This is a genomic window from Microbacterium sp. Root1433D1, from assembly GCF_001426835.1.
Taxonomy (GTDB): Bacteria; Actinomycetota; Actinomycetes; order Actinomycetales; family Microbacteriaceae; genus Microbacterium; species Microbacterium maritypicum.
This window is the reverse complement of sequence record NZ_LMFN01000002.1, coordinates 234,286-250,936: the sequence shown is the minus strand read 5'-3', so window position 1 is coordinate 250,936 and position 16,651 is coordinate 234,286. Positions and strand designations below refer to the sequence as shown.

Annotated in this window: 16 protein-coding genes and 2 tRNA genes; 4 read left to right on the top strand and 14 right to left on the bottom strand. The window is 67.7% G+C overall.

Annotated elements, in window-relative coordinates; genetic code table 11:
* Positions 1 to 31: 31 nt before the first annotated feature.
* Positions 32 to 1,210, bottom strand: coding sequence for a glycine C-acetyltransferase (locus ASD13_RS07095; protein WP_055867518.1), 1,179 nt, complete (start codon positions 1,208 to 1,210; stop codon positions 32 to 34).
* Positions 1,210 to 2,253: an L-threonine 3-dehydrogenase gene (tdh, locus tag ASD13_RS07090; protein ID WP_055867514.1), complete on the bottom strand. Its 1,044-nt coding sequence runs from the start codon at positions 2,251 to 2,253 to the stop codon at positions 1,210 to 1,212. Before tdh ends, ASD13_RS07095 begins: the two co-directional genes overlap by 1 nt.
* A gap of 82 nt (positions 2,254 to 2,335) precedes the next feature.
* Here tdh and ASD13_RS07085 point away from each other — a divergent pair, with 82 nt between their 5' ends.
* Genes ASD13_RS07085 through ASD13_RS07075 form a run of 3 tightly spaced genes read left to right on the top strand, consistent with a single transcriptional unit; the run spans position 2,336 to position 5,855 of the window.
* Positions 2,336 to 3,253, top strand: coding sequence for a LysR family transcriptional regulator (locus ASD13_RS07085; RefSeq protein WP_055867510.1), 918 nt, complete (start codon positions 2,336 to 2,338; stop codon positions 3,251 to 3,253).
* A gap of 33 nt (positions 3,254 to 3,286) precedes the next feature.
* Entirely contained in the window at positions 3,287 to 5,338 is a 2,052-nt protein-coding gene (locus ASD13_RS07080) for a M3 family metallopeptidase (RefSeq protein ID WP_055869134.1), read from the top strand.
* 19 nt (positions 5,339 to 5,357) lie between these two features.
* Positions 5,358 to 5,855 carry a GyrI-like domain-containing protein gene (locus ASD13_RS07075; protein ID WP_055867507.1) on the top strand — a complete coding sequence of 166 codons (498 nt, stop codon included), beginning with the start codon at positions 5,358 to 5,360 and terminating at the stop codon, positions 5,853 to 5,855.
* A gap of 71 nt (positions 5,856 to 5,926) precedes the next feature.
* On the opposite strand, the gene ASD13_RS07070 is transcribed toward ASD13_RS07075, so the two are convergent.
* The 12 genes from ASD13_RS07070 to ASD13_RS07015 all read right to left on the bottom strand — a co-directional run bounded on the left by ASD13_RS07070 (position 5,927) and on the right by ASD13_RS07015 (position 16,383).
* On the bottom strand, positions 5,927 to 6,463 hold the full coding sequence (locus tag ASD13_RS07070) for an NUDIX hydrolase (protein ID WP_055867504.1): 537 nt from the start codon (positions 6,461 to 6,463) through the stop codon (positions 5,927 to 5,929).
* Positions 6,460 to 7,728: an ATP-dependent Clp protease ATP-binding subunit ClpX gene (gene clpX, locus ASD13_RS07065; RefSeq protein ID WP_017830302.1), complete on the bottom strand. Its 1,269-nt coding sequence runs from the start codon at positions 7,726 to 7,728 to the stop codon at positions 6,460 to 6,462. The genes ASD13_RS07070 and clpX overlap by 4 nt, the downstream gene beginning before the upstream one ends.
* A gap of 130 nt (positions 7,729 to 7,858) precedes the next feature.
* Positions 7,859 to 8,146: a hypothetical protein gene (locus ASD13_RS07060; RefSeq protein WP_082531437.1), complete on the bottom strand. Its 288-nt coding sequence runs from the start codon at positions 8,144 to 8,146 to the stop codon at positions 7,859 to 7,861.
* 333 nt (positions 8,147 to 8,479) lie between these two features.
* The gene (locus ASD13_RS07055; protein WP_055867497.1) at positions 8,480 to 9,331 is read right to left on the bottom strand and encodes an aldehyde dehydrogenase family protein; all 852 of its coding nucleotides are present in this window, start codon (positions 9,329 to 9,331) and stop codon (positions 8,480 to 8,482) included.
* On the bottom strand, positions 9,328 to 10,770 hold the full coding sequence (locus tag ASD13_RS07050; RefSeq protein WP_017830299.1) for an aldehyde dehydrogenase family protein: 1,443 nt from the start codon (positions 10,768 to 10,770) through the stop codon (positions 9,328 to 9,330). Before ASD13_RS07050 ends, ASD13_RS07055 begins: the two co-directional genes overlap by 4 nt.
* A gap of 13 nt (positions 10,771 to 10,783) precedes the next feature.
* A complete protein-coding gene (gene deoC / locus ASD13_RS07045; protein WP_017830298.1) occupies positions 10,784 to 11,785 on the bottom strand; it encodes a deoxyribose-phosphate aldolase in 1,002 nt (333 codons plus the stop codon).
* Positions 11,782 to 12,717: a sugar-binding transcriptional regulator gene (locus ASD13_RS07040; protein WP_235562492.1), complete on the bottom strand. Its 936-nt coding sequence runs from the start codon at positions 12,715 to 12,717 to the stop codon at positions 11,782 to 11,784. The genes deoC and ASD13_RS07040 overlap by 4 nt, the downstream gene beginning before the upstream one ends.
* A gap of 152 nt (positions 12,718 to 12,869) precedes the next feature.
* Positions 12,870 to 13,511 carry an ATP-dependent Clp protease proteolytic subunit gene (locus ASD13_RS07035; RefSeq protein WP_017830296.1) on the bottom strand — a complete coding sequence of 214 codons (642 nt, stop codon included), beginning with the start codon at positions 13,509 to 13,511 and terminating at the stop codon, positions 12,870 to 12,872.
* Positions 13,512 to 13,531: 20 nt separating this feature from the next.
* A complete protein-coding gene (locus tag ASD13_RS07030) occupies positions 13,532 to 14,128 on the bottom strand; it encodes an ATP-dependent Clp protease proteolytic subunit (protein ID WP_017830295.1) in 597 nt (198 codons plus the stop codon).
* 81 nt (positions 14,129 to 14,209) lie between these two features.
* Positions 14,210 to 14,704, bottom strand: a complete 495-nt coding sequence (locus ASD13_RS07025) for a tetratricopeptide repeat protein (protein WP_055867493.1) — start codon at positions 14,702 to 14,704, stop codon at positions 14,210 to 14,212.
* 72 nt (positions 14,705 to 14,776) lie between these two features.
* The gene (tig, locus tag ASD13_RS07020; RefSeq protein WP_055867489.1) at positions 14,777 to 16,246 is read right to left on the bottom strand and encodes a trigger factor; all 1,470 of its coding nucleotides are present in this window, start codon (positions 16,244 to 16,246) and stop codon (positions 14,777 to 14,779) included.
* A gap of 63 nt (positions 16,247 to 16,309) precedes the next feature.
* Positions 16,310 to 16,383, bottom strand: a tRNA-Pro gene (locus ASD13_RS07015).
* Between the two features lie 109 nt (positions 16,384 to 16,492).
* Between ASD13_RS07015 and ASD13_RS07010 the strand changes: the two genes are divergently transcribed.
* Positions 16,493 to 16,566: transfer RNA gene (locus ASD13_RS07010), tRNA-Gly, on the top strand.
* Positions 16,567 to 16,651: the final 85 nt, after the last annotated feature.

Sequence of the window (16,651 nt, the reverse complement as noted above, 5' to 3'; positions counted from 1 at the left end):
TTTGCAAGTGTTTCTTTGCAAGTTGTGCGGATCAGTCGATCGCCGCCCGTGCAGCGACGAAGGCCGCGACGCAGCGCTCGATCTGATCCGGCGTGTGCGCTGCCGAGAGCTGCACCCGGATCCGTGCCAGGTCGCGGGGCACGACGGGGAAGCTGAAGGCGGTCACGTAGACACCGCGCTCCTGCATCTCGCGAGCGATCCGCGCCGTCTTCGCGGCGTCGCCGAACATCACCGGGACGATGGGGTGCTCTCCCGGCAGCAGGTCGAACCCCTCGGCGGTCATGCGCTCGCGGAAGAGCGCGGCATTGCTGCGCAGACGCGCACGAAGATCGGCCGACCCCTCGACGAGGTCGAGCGCGGTCAGGGTGCCTGCCACGATCGCCGGGGCGAGCGTGTTCGAGAAGAGGTAGGGACGGGATCGCTGGCGCAACAGAGCCACGATCTCCGCGTGCGAGGCGACGTAGCCTCCGGATGCGCCGCCGAGCGCCTTGCCGAATGTGCCGGTGTAGATGTCGACACGGTCGGCGACTCCGCAGAGCTCCGGCGTCCCCCGGCCGTTCTCGCCCACGAAGCCGACGGCGTGCGAGTCGTCGACGAAGACGAGGGCGTCATAACGCTCTGCCAGGTCGCAGATCTCGGCGAGCGGTGCGATGTAGCCGTCCATCGAGAACACGCCGTCCGTCACCACCACGCGGAAACGGGCGTCCGAGGCGGCCTGCAGCTGCGCTTCGAGGTCGGCCATGTCGCGGTTCCGGTAGCGGAGCCTGCGCGCTTTCGAGAGCCGGATACCGTCGATGATCGACGCATGGTTGAGCTCGTCCGAGATGATCGCATCCTCGGCGGAGAAGAGCGTCTCGAACACGCCCCCGTTCGCGTCGAAGCACGACGAGTACAGGATGGCCTCGTCCGTGCCGAGGAAGTCGGCGAGCCGACGCTCGAGCTCGAGGTGCTGCTCCTGAGTACCGCAGATGAAGCGCACGCTGGCCAGACCGTAGCCCCATTCCTGCAGGGCCGTGGTCGCGGCGTCGAGGATGCGCGGGTCGTCGGCGAGGCCGAGGTAGTTGTTGGCGCAGAAGTTCAGCACCTCCGTGCCGTCCGCGGTGATCGAGGCGTTCTGCGGTCCGCGGATGCCGCGCTCATGCTTGGTGAGTCCGGCCTCCTCGATCCCCGCCAGCTCTCCCGCCACATGCTTCTGAAAAGTCCCGTACATCACAGCTCCGTCCAGTCGAGGATGATCTTGCCCGTTCCCGCAGACTCGGCCGCAGCGAAGCCGCGCTCCCAGTCGCGAGCGGGGACGACCTCGGCGATCACCCGGCCGATGGCGTCCCGCAGGGGCGCGCTGGTCTGCAGCATCGCCCCCATCGCGTTCCATGTCTCGAACATCTCGCGTCCGTAGATGCCCTTGATCGTGAGCATGTGGGTGACGAGCTTGCCCCAGTCGACTCCGAACCCCGCGCTCGGCAGACCCAGCATCGCAATGCGGCCGCCGTGGTTCATGTTGTCGATCATGGCCGGGAGAGCCGAGGGCGCACCGCTCATCTCGAATCCGATGTCGAACCCCTCCCGCATTCCGAGCGCCTGCTGCGCATCGCGGATGTCGCGGACCGAGACGTCGACCACCTCGTCGGCGCCCATCCGGCGGGCCATCTCCAGGCGGGGTGCGCTGACGTCGGTCGCCGTGATGAACCGTGCACCCGCGTGCCGGGCCACCGCGATCGCCATCAGCCCGATGGGTCCGCAGCCGGTGACGAGCACGTCCTCACCGACGAGCGGGTACGTGAGGGCGGTGTGGACGGCGTTGCCGAGGGGATCGAAGATCGCACCGAGTTCGGGCGTCACCTCGGAGTGGTGCACCCACACATTCGTCGCGGGAAGAGCGAGGTACTCCGCGAAGGCGCCGTCGCGCTGCAGACCGAGGCCGATCGTGCGGATGCACATCTGGCGGCGACCCGCTCGGCAGTTGCGACACGTGCCGCACACGATGTGTCCTTCGCCGGACACCCGGTCGCCGACGGCGATGTCGTGCACACCGGGGCCGACCTCGACGACCTCCCCGTAGAACTCGTGGCCGGGGATGAGCGGAGCGGCGATCGCGGACGCCGCCCAGTCATCCCAACGGAGGATGTGCAGATCGGTGCCGCAGATCCCCGTGCGCAACACCCGGATGACGACGTCGTCGGTGCCGGCGATCGGATCAGGACGCTCGACGAGCTCGAGTCCGGCGCCGGGTGCGCCTTTGTACAGTGCCTTCATGTGTTCGATCCCATCGCATCAGACGATGTAGAACAATCGGCATCGTCTGCATCATCGATGTAGCCGCACCTACACTGAGAACGTGGAACTCCATCAGCTGCAGATCCTGCGAGAGCTTGGTGCTCTCGGGAGCGTGACGGCGGTGGCCGATGCACTCCGGGTCACCCCCTCCGCCGTATCCCAACAGCTCGCTGCCCTGCAGAGAGGCGTTCCGACCCCGCTGACCCGCAGGCTCGGTCGCACACTCGCTCTCACACCTGCCGGCGAGGTGCTGGCAGCGGCGGGTGCCGAGGTCATCGACGCGATGGCCTCGGCGCGGCACGCCCTCGACGACTTCGAAGGTGCCGCCACGGGGGTCGTGAGCGTCAGCGGATTCCACAGTGTCGGACAGGCCCTGTTCGGCCCCTTGGTGAGGGAGCTGTCGTCCTCCGAGAACGCGCCGACGGTGCAGCTCACCGACGAGGACGTCGCCCAGAGCGAGTTCCCCGCGCTCACCGCACGCTACGACCTCGTGCTCGCGCACCGCATGGAGCATTCCGAGCCCTGGCCCGATCAGGGCGTGCGCAGCCTCACGCTGATCCGCGAGCCGCTCGACGTCGCCGTCTCGACGGCCCATCGCCTCGCCGATCGCGCGAACCTCACACCGGCCGACGTCGCGGGCGAGAGATGGGTCACCAGTCGCATCGGATACTCCCCCGATGACGTGCTCCGTGCCGTGTCGGCGGTTGCTCGTCACCCCGTCGACATCCAGCACCGCATCAACGACTACGGCGCGGTGTCCGCGGTCGTGGCCGCGGGCGGGGTGATCGGGATGCTGCCCCGATTCACGTCACGCAGCGTCGACGACCGCGACATCGTGCGCATCCCGCTCGAGGGGGTGAGCACTCATCGGATGATCGACCTGCTCGCCCGTCCCGAGACTCTGCGTCGCCGATCGGTCCGCGTGGTCGTCGAAGCCCTCCGCGGGGTGATGACGCGCCTGAGCGAGGACGGATCCTGAGCACGCCGGGTCACGGTGGATAGGCTCGTGGGCATGACCGACGCCACGAATCCGCTGATGCAGCCGTCGACGCTCCCCTACGGGCTCCCCGACTACGGCGCGATCCGGCCCGAGCACTATCTCCCCGCGTCCCAGGCAGGTTTCCAGGAGCAGCTTCGCGAGATCGCCCGCATCACGATGGTGCGCTCGATGCCGACGTTCGAGAACACGATCGAGGCGCTGGAGAGATCAGGCGAACTGCTCGACCGCGTCGCGCACACCTTCTACACGGTGAGCTCGGCCGATGCGACGCCCGAGATCCAGGAGATCGATGAGCAGCTCGCACCGCTCATGGCCGCACACCAGGACGCGATCACGCTCGACGGTCAGCTCTACTGGCGGGTGCAGCGGGTGTACGAGCAGCGCGATGCCCTGGACCTCGACCCCGAGCAGCGCTACCTCGTGGAGCGCCATCACCGCGAGATGACGCACGCGGGTGCGAGTCTCGACGACGAGGACAAGGCGCAGCTGACGGCGCTGAACCAGAAGCTGTCGACGCTGACCAACACCTTCGAGCGCAACCTGCTGAACGACACCAACGCCCTCGCCGTGGTGTTCGATGCCGCCGATGAACTCGACGGGCTGAGCGCGGGCGAGCTGTCCGCTGCCGCGCGCGCGGCGGCGGATCGGGGGCTCGACGGCAAGTACCTCATCGCGCTGCCGCTGTTCAGCGGGCATCCCGCACTGGCGCAGCTGCGCGTGCGGGAGTCGAGGCGGCGCATCATGGCGGCCTCGCTCATGCGGGCCTCTCGGGACAACGCCAACGACAACCGACCGGTACTGCGGGAGATCGTGCGGTTGCGCGCCGAACGCGCGAAGCTGCTCGGCTACGACTCGCACGCGGCCTATGTCACCGCTGATGAGACCGCGGGGACGCCGGATGCCGTGGAGAAGATGCTCCGCCGCCTCGCCGCCCCGTCCGCGCGCAACGCCCGCGCCGAGCATGCCGCACTCCAGGCGATCGTCGACGAGACCGAAGCGTCGCCCTTCCCGGTCGAGGCACATGACTGGGCCTTCTACACGGAACGCGTGCGCACAGCCAGGTACGACATCGACTCCAGTGCGCTGCGCCCCTGGTTCGAGGCAGAGCGCGTCCTGCAGGACGGTGTCTTCTTCGCGGCGAACCGGCTCTACGGGGTGACCTTCTCCGAGCGCGAAGACCTCGCCGCGTACCACCCCGGCGCACGAGTCTTCGAGGTGCGCGACGCCGACGGAACCGCAGTCGGTCTCTACGTGCTCGATCTGTACACCCGCGACTCGAAGCGCGGCGGCGCCTGGATGAACGCCATCGTGAGCCAGTCCCGACTGCGCGGCACGGCACCCGTCGTCGTCAACAACCTGAACGTGCCCCTCCCCGGAGACGGCGAGCCGACGCTGCTGACCCTCGACGAGGTGACCACGCTGTTCCATGAGTTCGGGCATGCGCTGCACGGACTCTTCGCGACCGTGACCTACCCGCACTTCGCCGGGACGAACGTGTTCCGCGACTTCGTCGAATTCCCGAGCCAGGTGAACGAGATGTGGATCCTGTGGCCCGAGGTGCTCGACAACTACGCCCGGCACCACGAGACCGGTGCACCGCTCGACTCCGCGATCGTGGAGCGCCTGCGCGCGACCGAGACCTTCGACCAGGGGCATGCCACCAGCGAGTATCTGGCGGCGGCATGGCTGGATCAGGCATGGCATCGGCTGGGCACAGACGCACACGTCGACGACGTCGCCGCTTTCGAGGCTGCAGCGCTGACCGACATCGGACTCGACGATCCGGCCGTCCCGACCCGATACTCATCCACCTACTTCGCCCATGTGTTCTCCGGCGGCTACAGTGCCGGCTACTACTCGTACATCTGGAGCGAAGTGCTCGACGCCGACACGGTGGAGTGGTTCCGCGAGAGCGGCGGTCTGACGCGAGGCAACGGCGACCGATTCCGCCAGCGCCTGCTCGGAGTGGGCGGCTCGAAGGATCCGCTCGAGGCCTACCGCGACTTCCGCGGCCGCGATGCCGACATCGAACCCCTCCTGAAGCGCCGTGGACTGGGCTCGTGAGTCGTGAGACCCTGAGCGCATGAGTGCATTCCCCGACGCCCCCTTCGGTCCTGCCGACCGGCTCGACCTCGACGCCGTCCCCCTCGCCGTCATCCGACACAAAGGCATCCGCATGGCCGACCTCCCGGCCGCGTTCGACGCGAGCTACTCGGCGATCGCACTGACGTTCGCGGGCGACGTGTTGATCCCGACCGGCCCTGCGCTGGCGATCTACCACGGTGATCCGATGGGCGTGTTCGACCTCGAGATCGGTTACCCCGTGCAGTCGCCGCCCGATCATCCCATCCCGACCGCCAGCGGGAGTGTCATCGTCGCCTCGACCCTGCCCGAAGGCCCAGCGGTCGCGACGACCCTATTGGGTTCCTACGAAGAGCTCGGCGCCGCGTGGGCAGGGCTGGTCGAGCGCGCAGCGGCAGAAGGCCTCCGTCCCGGAGGCGTCTGGATCGAGGTCTACGTCTCCGACCCGAGCACCGCGCCGGCGGAGCTGCGCACCGATCTGCTCATGCAGACCGCCTGACCCGCGACGAGGCAGCGCCGACTACTGCGGCGGAGCGGTGTGGCGATTCCCGCCCAATGCCGCAGCACCGGTCATCGTCCGAGCCAGTCCATCGCCTTGTACCAGGTGAGCTGGTGGTAGCTCTGCGAGAGGCGGTCACCGAGCCCGTCGAGCGACAGCACGTGCACCGCGATCGACTCTCCGTCGTCGAGCGACTGCTCCGCGACGCGCCGGCATCCTCGCGCGAGGAAGTGGTGCACGCGGTTGGTGTGGTTGCCGAAGTTGGCCCACGTCGCACCGAGCCCGATGAGGTCGTCGGACTCGAAGCCCGTTTCCTCGAGGAGTTCCCGGGCGGCCGCGTCCTCCGGCGACTCCCCGGGCTCCACTCCCCCGCCGATCGTGCCGATGGCCACGATGGCGGCGCCGTGACGGTACTCCTCGACGACGATCGCGTCGTCGTTCCCGTCGAGGGCCAGTACCGAGATCCAGTCGCCGTACTCCAGCACGTAGTACGGCGCTATCGACCGGCCGCTGATGTCTTCGCAGTCGTCCGCGCGCAGACGGATCCACCGGTCTTCGACGACCGTCCTGCGGGCGATCGTCGTCCAGGCGGCCGGCTCAGCGCTCACGCGCTCTTGCGCTTGCGCTCCATCACGATGGTGGGCGGTGCGCCTTCGTCGACGGCCGCGCGCGTGACGATGACCTTGGCGACATCTTCCGCCGACGGGATCTCGAACATGATCGGTCCCAGCACGTCTTCCAGGATCGCGCGGAGTCCGCGGGCACCGGTCTTGCGCTCGACAGCGAGGTCCGCGATCGATCGCAGTGCATCCTCTTCGAACTCGAGCTGCACGCCGTCGATCTCGAACATGCGCTGGTACTGCTTCACGAGAGCGTTGCGCGGGCCGGTGAGGATGTCGATGAGCGCGGACTGGTCGAGAGGCGACACCGAGGTGACGACCGGAAGACGCCCGATGAACTCGGGGATGAGTCCGAACTTGTGCAGGTCTTCGGGGAGCACCTCGCTGAAGAGATCGAGGTCTTTGCCCTTGTCGTGCAGCGGGGCGCCGAAGCCGATGCCGTGCTTGCCGACACGCGCCGACACGATGTCTTCCAGGCCTGCGAAGGCTCCGGCGACGATGAACAGCACGTTCGAGGTGTCGATCTGCAGGAACTCCTGGTGCGGGTGCTTGCGGCCGCCCTGCGGCGGAACCGAGGCGACCGTGCCCTCGATGATCTTCAGGAGAGCCTGCTGCACGCCCTCCCCCGAGACGTCGCGGGTGATCGACGGGTTCTCGGCCTTACGGGCGATCTTGTCTACCTCGTCGATGTAGATGATGCCCTGCTCCGCGCGTTTGACGTCGTAGTCCGCAGCCTGGATGAGCTTGAGGAGGATGTTCTCGACGTCTTCGCCGACGTAGCCGGCCTCGGTCAGCGCGGTGGCATCGGCCACGGCGAACGGGACGTTGAGGCGCTTCGCGAGCGTCTGTGCGAGGTAGGTCTTGCCGCATCCGGTCGGGCCGATGAGCAGGATGTTGCTCTTGGCGATCTCGACCTCTTCCGCCTTCTGCTCGGCGGTCTGCAGGGTGCCGTGCGCACGCACGCGCTTGTAGTGGTTGTAGACGGCGACGGCGAGGGCGCGCTTCGCGGGCTCCTGGCCGACGACGTACTCCTCGAGGAACGCGAAGATCTCACGCGGCTTGGGAAGCTCGAATTCGGCGACCCCGTCGGCGGACGACTCGGCCATGCGCTCTTCGATGATCTCGTTGCACAGTTCGACGCACTCGTCGCAGATGTACACGCCGGGGCCCGCGATGAGCTGCTGGACCTGCTTCTGACTCTTTCCGCAGAAAGAGCATTTGAACAGGTCAGCGCTTTCACCGATGCGTGCCATGCGCGTCCTCCTAGGGGGGATCAGAGATCGTCCTTCGAGCCTAACCGCTGCATACGACACCGGGCCGCATTGGCGCGTAGTGCTTTGCGCATACCGGCGAGCTCTGGTCTGCGGCGAGTGGGATCCGGACTCACTGCGCGGGCAGGCACCCTCCGTCCATGATGTATCCGCCCGCCTCGACGCGGACCGCGTCCTGACGCACCTCGCCGAACACGCACCCGCCCTCCGGCGCGCCGGCTCCGAACTCCACGGCAGCCTCGTCACCGCGGACCACGGCGCCCGGGAGGCCGATCTCCTGCAACGCCTGCTCGACGGCCCGGATCGAGACCTCGCCTTCCGTCCGCAGTGCTTCCAGACGCACACGCAGGTCGGCCACCGGCTGCACCGCTGCTGCCGCAGCCTCGTCAGAGAGCTCCATGCGATCCCGATATCGATCGTTCTGCGCCATGGCGTGATCTGGATCGTACGGCGCGCATTCCGGGGGAAGCACCGCACCGTCGTTCTGGGGGCACGCCACGGTGGGCATGGGCGGGGCCGGACTCCCCGCACCGCCCGTCTCGGCCGGCACCACGGCGCATCCCCCGAGCAAGAGTGTCCCGGCGAGCAGGAGCGACAAGACCGCGGAGGGATTCCGACGTGGCGTGATCGTCATGCCGTCATGAAACCACAGTGATGCTCCCGCAACGCCCTTTCGAGAGAGAAGGCCCTGCGGCGCGATGCGCGGCAGGGCCCTCCGTCGTTCCGACGTCCGTCAGACCATGCTCTTGGTGTGCCAGACGGTCTTGATCTCCGTGAACGCGCCGATCCGCTCCGGAGAGGCGACGACCTCGCCCGGAGTCAGCACGCGCTTGAGCGTCTCGGCCGCAGCGATCTGCATGTCGACCCAGTCGAGAGCACCCGCTCCCGCCAGGTCGAGCGCGTTCACGTCCTGGTGCGAGGCCATCCACGGAGCGATCTCCGCCGGCGAGCCCGTGAGGACGTTGACGACGCCACCGGGGACGTCGCTGGTGGCGAGCACCTCGGCGAGGCTGATGGCCGAGAGCGGGTGCTGCTCGCTCGCGACGACGACCACCGTGTTCCCGGCGACCAGAGCCGGAGCCACGACCGACACCAGACCGAGCAGCGCCGAGTCCTGGGGTGCGACGATCGCGACGACCCCGGTCGGCTCCGGCACGGAGATGTTGAAGTACGGACCCGAGACGGGGTTCGCGTTACCCGCCACCTGGGCGTACTTGTCGCACCATCCGGCGTACCAGACCCAGAGATCGATGGCTTCGTCGACCTGCGAGGCCGCGGCCGCCGCCGAGACGCCCTCCTGCGCCGAGATCTCCTCGACGAACTGCGCACGACGGCCTTCGAGCACCTCCGCGACGCGGTACAGGACCTGTCCGCGGTTGTAGGCGGTCGCACCGGACCAGCCCTTGACCGCAGCACGAGCGGCCACGACGGCGTCGCGAGCGTCCTTGCGGGAACCCTTCGCCGCGTTCGCGAGGAAGGCACCCTTGGGGGTGAGCACCTCGTACGTGCGGCCGGACTCGCTCCGCGGGAAGGCCCCGCCGATCGCCAGCTTGTACGTCTTGGGCACGGTCAGTCGCTTGCTCATGCTGCGGCTCCCTTGAGGTAGGCGGTGAGACCCTGGCGGCCGCCCTCGCGGCCGAACCCGGACTCCTTGTAACCGCCGAACGGGCTCGACGGGTCGAAGCGGTTGAAGGTGTTGGCCCAGATGACACCGGCACGCAGGCGGTCGGCCACCGCGAGGATGCGCGATCCCTTGTCGGACCAGATGCCTGCGGACAGGCCGTAAGGCGTGTTGTTCGCCTTCGCGATGGCCTCGGCGGGCGTGCGGAAGGTGAGCACCGAGAGCACGGGTCCGAAGACCTCATCACGGGCGATGCGATGCGACGCCTCGACACCGGTGAAGATCGTCGGGGCGAACCAGAAGCCCTGCTCCGGGATCGCGCAGTCCGCGCTCCAGCGCTCTGCGCCCTCGGCTTCCCCGATGTCGCTGAGCTCACGGATGCGCGCCAGCTGGGCTGCGGAGTTGATCGCACCGATGTCGGTGTTCTTGTCGAGCGGGTCGCCGAGGCGCAGCGTCGACAGGCGCGTCTTGAGCCGGTCGACGACCTCATCGTGGATCGACTCCTGCACCAGCAGGCGGCTTCCCGCGCAGCACACGTGACCCTGGTTGAAGAAGATCCCGTTCACGATGCCTTCGATGGCCTGATCGATGGGGGCGTCGTCGAACACGATGTTCGCGGCCTTGCCGCCGAGCTCCAGCGTCAGCTTCTTGTGGGTGCCTGCCACGGCCCGTGCGATGTCGCGGCCGACACCGGTCGAACCGGTGAAGGCCACCTTGTCCACATCCGGGTGGCGAACGAGAGTGGAGCCGGTGGCACCGGCACCCGTCACGATGTTCACGACACCGGCCGGAAGGTCGGCCTGCTGAAGGATCTCCGCGAAAATCAGCGCCGTGAGCGGCGTGGTCTCCGCAGGCTTGAGCACGACCGTGTTGCCGGCGGCGAGTGCAGGCGCGATCTTCCAGGCGAGCATCAGCAGCGGGAAGTTCCACGGGATGATCTGCCCGGCGACGCCGAGAGCGCGGGGGTTCGCGCCGAGTCCGGCGTGATCGAGCTTGTCCGCCCAGCCCGCGTAGTAGAAGAACCACGAGGCGACCAGCGGCACGTCGACGTCGCGACTCTCCTTGATCGGCTTGCCGTTGTCGAGGCTCTCGGCGACGGCGAGCTCGCGGGCGCGCTCCTGCACGAGGCGCGCGATGCGGAAGAGGTACTTGCCGCGATCGCGGCCGCTCATCTTCGACCAGGTCTTCTCGTAGGCGCGACGAGCGGCGGCGACCGCGCGGTCGACATCCTCGTCACTGGCCGAGGCGATCTCGGCGATGTGCTTCTCCGTCGCCGGCGAGATGGTGTGGAACGGGGTGCCCGAGCCGTCGACGAACTCGCCGTCGATGAACAGGCCGTAGCTGTCCTTGAGGTTCAGGATCGCGGTGGACTCCGGTGCGGGAGCGTATTCCAGAAATGACATGTTCGTCTTCCCGTCAGTCGATCGTGACGTAGTCGGGGCCCGAGTAGTGGCCGGAGCTGAGCTTCTGACGCTGCAGGAGCACATCGTTGAGGAGGCTGGATGCGCCGAAGCGGAAGAGGTGCGGCTGGAGCCACTCCTCGCCCACGGTCTCGGCGACGGTCACGAGATACTTCACCGCGTCCTTCGAGGAACGGATGCCACCGGCCGGCTTCACGCCGATCTTCTCTCCGGTGCCACGGTGCCAGTCGCGCACGGTCTCCAGCATCAGCAGGGTGGTCGGGAGCGTCGCGGCGGGCTGGACCTTGCCGGTCGAGGTCTTGATGAAATCGCCTCCGGCCAGGATGCCGAGCCACGAGGCGCGCTTGATGTTGTCGTAGGTGTTCAGCTCACCGGTCTCCAGGATCACCTTGAGGGAGGCGTAGGAGCCGTCTTCGCGACGGCACGCTTCCTTGACCTGGGCGATCTGGTCGAACACGAGACCGTAGCGGCCCGACAGGAACGCCCCACGGTCGATGACCATGTCGATCTCGTCGGCTCCGGCGGCGACCGCCTCAGCGGTGTCGGCGAGCTTGATCGCGAGCGACGAGCGCCCGCTCGGGAATGCCGTGGCCACCGCCGCGACGGAGATCAGACCGTCGTCGGGGTCGCCGTGCAGGCTCCCCAGCGCCGTGACCGCGTCGGCGACCATGTCGCCGTAGACGCAGACGGCGGCAACCCGCGGGGTCGACGCATCGGCGGCATCCGGGTTCTTCGCCTTGGCGACCAGGGAGCGCACCTTGCCGGGGGTGTCCGCGCCCTCGAGCGTCGTCAGGTCGATCAGCTTGATGATCGTGTCGAGCGCCCACGCCTTCGAGGTGGTCTTGATCGAGCGGGTGCCGAGCCCGGCAGCGCGCTGCTCCAGACCGACGGCGTCCACTCCGGGAAGTCCGTGCAGGAAACGCCGGAGCGTGGCGTCGTCGGGCTCTCCGCCCAGAACGTCCACCGCCGTCCTGCGGTTGAGTTCTTTGGTCGTCACAGTTCCTCCAACAATGCTCGTGCTGTGGTCTCATCGGTCACCAGAACGCCGCACAGGCCGCTGGTCACGACAGTGCGCGCGATGTCGTGCTTGGCGGGTCCCGCCGTGACGAAGATCGCGCGGGTGGCTCCGCGCAGGCGGTCGAGCGAGACGCCGACCGTTCGCGCATCGAGCTGCGAGTCGACGATGTTGCCCTCGGCGTCGACATAGCGCCCGAGAACGTCTCCGACCGCGCCTCGACGCGCGAGCTCTTCCACGTCCTCGGCGCTGAGGTATCCGTTCTCGACATGAGCGGAAGAGGCATCGCAGGGTCCGGCGGTGAACAGGAACGCCTGCGCCTCCGCGGCTTCTTCGAGCACCGCGGCGACCGTGCGGTCGGACTCGATCGCCTGCTTCGTCTCCACGCGCTCGAGGATCGCGGGGCTCGGAAGCAGGGAGACCTGTCCCGAGGCGCGCTGCGCGATCGTGACAGCGAGGCCGGCAGCACCGCCGGAGCGCCGGTTCAGGCTCACTCCCCCGTTGAGCTGCACGACGGTCACGCCGTTCGCCCACCCGTCGGGGAGCGCTTCGGCGACTGCGCGGAGCGTGCGTCCCCAGCTCACCCCGAGAGTGCGGGGCACCGGCCGGAGGGCGGTCAGGAAGTCTGCGGCGGCCTGCGCGACGCGCTCGAGTGTGCCGTCATCGCCGTCGGGCGCCGGCACGACGACGGCATCCGTCAGTCCGAACCGGTCGACCAGAAGCCGCTCGAGGCCGAGCCTGCGGGCGCGCGGGTGCACGATCTCGATGCGCACGATGCCTCGTTCACGGGCCTGCGTGAGCAGCCGACCGACCTTCCACCGGGAGATCTTGAGGAGTCCGCCGATCTCGTCCTGGGTCTTGTCCTCGTCGTAGTACAGCTCGGCGACGCGAACCATGAGCAGATCTTCTTCCACGGCTTCCTCCTTCCTCCTCCAGAGTAGGCCTTTAACAGCGTTCGCGCACCATCTTGCTCATATGCGCATACTGCGCCAGGGCGAGTGCACATCCGCCGGGACGACGAAAGGGCGCCCGTCGTGATGACGGACGCCCTTCGAGTCGATCGGGATCAGACGCGCTTGCGCGTCGTGAGCACCTGGTCGACGATGCCGTACTCCAGCGCCTGCGATGCGGAGAGGATGTTGTCGCGGTCGATGTCGCGGTTCACCTGCTCCGGGGTGCGCTTGGTGTGCCCGGCGAGGGTCTCCTCGAGCCACGTGCGCATGCGGAGGATCTCCGCGGCCTGGATCTCGATGTCGGAGGCCTGGCCGTGCCCGGCCTCCCCCATCGCGGGCTGGTGGATGAGCACCCGGGCGTTCGGGAGCGCGAGGCGCTTGCCCGGCGCACCTGCCGCGAGCAGCACGGCCGCAGCAGAGGCCGCCTGGCCGAGCACCACGGTCTGGATCTGCGGCGCGACGTACTGCATCGTGTCGTAGATCGCCGTCATCGCGGTGAACGAGCCACCGGGCGAGTTGATGTACATCGTGATGTCACGCTCGGCATCCTGGCTCTCCAGGACGAGGAGCTGCGCCATCACGTCGTCGGCCGAGGCGTCGTCGACCTGCACGCCGAGGAAGATCACGCGGTCTTCGAACAGCTTGTTGTACGGGTCCTGACGCTTGAAGCCGTAGGCCGTGCGCTCCTCGAACTGCGGGAGCACGTAGCGGCTGGAGGGCAGGTCACCGGCTGAGCGGAAGGTGGGTGTGTACATGAGCGTCCTTTCGCTTTCCGTTACTCGGTGTCCTGGTCGGTTCCGCCGCCGCCGATGACGTCGGAGGCCGATTCGCGGATGTGGTCGACGAAGCCGTACTCGAGCGCTTCCTCGGCCGTGAACCAGCGGTCGCGGTCACCGTCGGCGTTGATCTGCTCGACGGACTTCCCGGTCTGGGCCGCCGTGATCTCGGCGAGGCGGTTCTTCATCGACATGATGAGCTGCGCCTGGGTCTGGATGTCGCTCGACGTTCCGCCGAAGCCACCGTGCGGCTGGTGCAGCAGCACTCGCGCGTTGGGCGTGATGTACCGCTTGCCCTTGGTGCCCGCGGTGAGCAGCAGCTGGCCCATCGAGGCGGCCATACCGATGCCGACCGTGACGATGTCGTTCGGCACGAACTGCATCGTGTCGTAGATCGCCATGCCGGCGGTGATGGAGCCACCGGGTGAGTTCACGTAGAGGTAGATGTCTCGCTCGGAGTCCTCTGCGGCGAGAAGAAGGATCTTCGCGCAGATCTCGTTCGCGTTCTCGTCGCGCACCTCCGACCCCAGCCAGATGATGCGGTCCTTCAGCAACCTGTCGAAGACGCTCGTTGCGAGGAGGGGTTCTGCAGCCATGTCAGCTCCTGATTCCGTGTTTCAGTGATTCGAATCTACCGGCGTCAACGCAGCACCCAGGCCGTGTTCGCCGTCGGCATATCAGGTGTCGGCGTCCGCGATCTCGCGGGCATATGCCGTCATCGACCGGTGGTAGCGCGGCAGATGCGGCACCAGGGCGAGCAGAGCCACCGACAGACCCTGCGCCGGCCGTCCCGCGCTCGCGAGGATGAGGGCATGGACGCACGCGATGGCGTCGCGATACGGACCGTCCGCCGACAGCTCCTCCTCGGCGCGGATCACGGCGAGAGCGTCGTCGTACTCGCCGAGGTTCCGCAGAGAGCTGGCCATCTGGATCACGCACTGCGGGCGATGCTCCTCGTCCAAGCCCAGCGCCAGGGCGCGCCGATACAGCACGACGGCCTCCGCCGGTCTCCCCGCGGAATCCCGCGCACCACCGCGCTCGAACTCCGCACGAGCGTCATCCGGTCCGCGTTCGGCGGCGAGGGCGTCGATGCGGGCGATCGTGTCGTCGCCGACCTCTTCGCCTGTCGCGTCATCCCACACCTCGTCGATGCGCTCATCCCACGTCTTCATCACTGTCCGCTCCCTGTATGGAAAAGAGGGCGGATGCCGCAGCATCCGCCCTCTTCACTGGATCGTGTCCGATCACTCGGCCTTGTCGGCCGCCTTCTTGGCCGGAGCCTTCTTGGCGGCGGGCTTCTTGGCAGCCGGCTTCTCGGCCTCGTCAGCCGCGTCGGCCTTCTTGGCCGGAGCCTTCTTGGCAGCAGGCTTCTTGGCAGGAGCCTTCTTGGCCGGCTTCTCCTCGACCTCGGCGGACTCGGCCTCGGCGGCCTCGTCGTCGGTGACGATGAAGTCGGACAGATCGACGGGCTTGCCGTTGCTGTCGACGACCTTCACCTTGCCCAGGGCGATCGCGAGGGCCTTGTTGCGGGCGACCTCACCGACGAGCGCCGGCAGCTGGTTCGAGGACTGCAGCGCCTCGACGAACTCCTGCGGAGCCATGCCGTACTGCGCAGCCGACTGGATGAGGTACTGGCTGAGCTCTTCCTGCGACACCTGAACATCGGCCTGCTCGGCGATCGTGTCGAGGAGAACCTGCGTGCGGAACTGCTTCTCGCTGGCCTCGGTGACCTCGGCGCGGTGCACCTCGTCCTCGAGACGGCCCTCGCCCTCGAGGTGGTTGTGCACCTCGTCTTCGATGAGCTGCGGCGGGACCGGGATCTCGATCTGCTCGAGCAGCACCTCGACGAGCTTGTCGCGCGCGGCGGAGCCCTGCGTGAAGACGCCCTGCTGAGCGACGCGCTCGGCGAGGCTCTCGCGGAGCTCGGCGATCGTGTCGAACTCGCTCGCGATCTGCGCGAAGTCGTCGTCGGCCTCGGGGAGCTCGCGCTCCTTGACCGCCTTGACCGTCACGGAGACCTCGGCCTCGGAACCGGCGTGGTCGCCGCCCACCAGAGCCGAGCGGAACGTGGTGTCCTCACCGGCGGTGAGCGACTCGATCGCGTCGTCGATGCCCTCGAGCAGCTCGCCGGAGCCGACCTCGTAGGAGACGCCCTCGGCGCGGTCGATCTCGGCGCCGTCGATCGTGGCGACGAGGTCGAGCTCGACGAAGTCACCCTTCGCGGCGGGACGGTCGACCGGGACGAGCGTGCCGAAGCGGGCGCGCATGTTGTCGAGCTCTGCGTCGAGCGCGGCGTCATCGGCCTCGACGGCGTCGACCGTCACCGTGATGCCGTCGTAGGAGGGCAGCTCGATCTCGGGGCGGACGTCCACCTCGATGTCGACGAGCAGGTCGCCCGAGAAGTCCTTCTCGTTCGGCCACTGCGTGATGTCGGCGGCCGGGCGGCCGACGACGCGCAGCTTGTGCTCGACCGTCGCGTCGCGGAAGAACTTGTCCAGGCCCTCGTTGACGGCGTGCTCGATGACGGCGCCACGACCGATGCGCTGGTCGATGATCGGAGCCGGGACCTTGCCCTTGCGGAAGCCGGGGATCTGCACGTCCTGAGCGATGTGCTCGTACGCGTGAGCGATGCTGGGCTTGAGGTCGTCCGGGGTGACCGTGATGGTGAGCTTGACCCGGGTCGGGGTCAGCTTCTCGACGGTGCTGTTCGCCATGCTGGTGTGTTCTCCTTGTGATTTCCGCTTCGAATCGCGGCTGTAAGGTCCGTGGGGGCCGTGTCGGGGCGACAGGAGTTGAACCTGCGACCTCCCGCTCCCAAAGCGGGCGCTCTACCAAACTGAGCTACGCCCCGGGGAATCCGCACGCGGATTCAGCCCCACCGAGTCTAACGGACAGGAGCATGCGTCAGAGTCCGGTATAGTCGATGAGTCGGTACCGAACCTTTCCGAAGGTGCGGATCCGGGGCTGTAGCTTAGTGGTAAAGCCTCTGTCTTCCAAACAGATGATGCGAGTTCGATTCTCGTCAGCCCCTCCACTCGAGAAGGCCCCCACCATCGGTGGGGGTCTTCTCGCATTCCTGTCCCTCCCGTCGAATACGCTGACAGCACCGCTGCACGCAG

Excerpts from the sequence above, each read along its gene's own strand:
- ASD13_RS07095 (WP_055867518.1), bottom strand. The coding sequence starts at position 1,210 with ATGTACGGGACTTTTCAGAAGCATGTGGCGGGAGAGCTGGCGGGGATC.
- tdh (WP_055867514.1), bottom strand. The coding sequence starts at position 2,253 with ATGAAGGCACTGTACAAAGGCGCACCCGGCGCCGGACTCGAGCTCGTC.
- ASD13_RS07080 (WP_055869134.1), top strand. The coding sequence starts at position 3,287 with ATGACCGACGCCACGAATCCGCTGATGCAGCCGTCGACGCTCCCCTAC.
- ASD13_RS07075 (WP_055867507.1), top strand. The coding sequence starts at position 5,358 with ATGAGTGCATTCCCCGACGCCCCCTTCGGTCCTGCCGACCGGCTCGAC.
- clpX (WP_017830302.1), bottom strand. The coding sequence starts at position 7,728 with ATGGCACGCATCGGTGAAAGCGCTGACCTGTTCAAATGCTCTTTCTGC.
- ASD13_RS07060 (WP_082531437.1), bottom strand. The coding sequence starts at position 8,146 with ATGGAGCTCTCTGACGAGGCTGCGGCAGCAGCGGTGCAGCCGGTGGCC.
- ASD13_RS07055 (WP_055867497.1), bottom strand. The coding sequence starts at position 9,331 with ATGAGCAAGCGACTGACCGTGCCCAAGACGTACAAGCTGGCGATCGGC.
- ASD13_RS07050 (WP_017830299.1), bottom strand. The coding sequence starts at position 10,770 with ATGTCATTTCTGGAATACGCTCCCGCACCGGAGTCCACCGCGATCCTG.
- ASD13_RS07035 (WP_017830296.1), bottom strand. The coding sequence starts at position 13,511 with ATGTACACACCCACCTTCCGCTCAGCCGGTGACCTGCCCTCCAGCCGC.
- ASD13_RS07030 (WP_017830295.1), bottom strand. The coding sequence starts at position 14,128 with ATGGCTGCAGAACCCCTCCTCGCAACGAGCGTCTTCGACAGGTTGCTG.
- ASD13_RS07025 (WP_055867493.1), bottom strand. The coding sequence starts at position 14,704 with ATGAAGACGTGGGATGAGCGCATCGACGAGGTGTGGGATGACGCGACA.
- tig (WP_055867489.1), bottom strand. The coding sequence starts at position 16,246 with ATGGCGAACAGCACCGTCGAGAAGCTGACCCCGACCCGGGTCAAGCTC.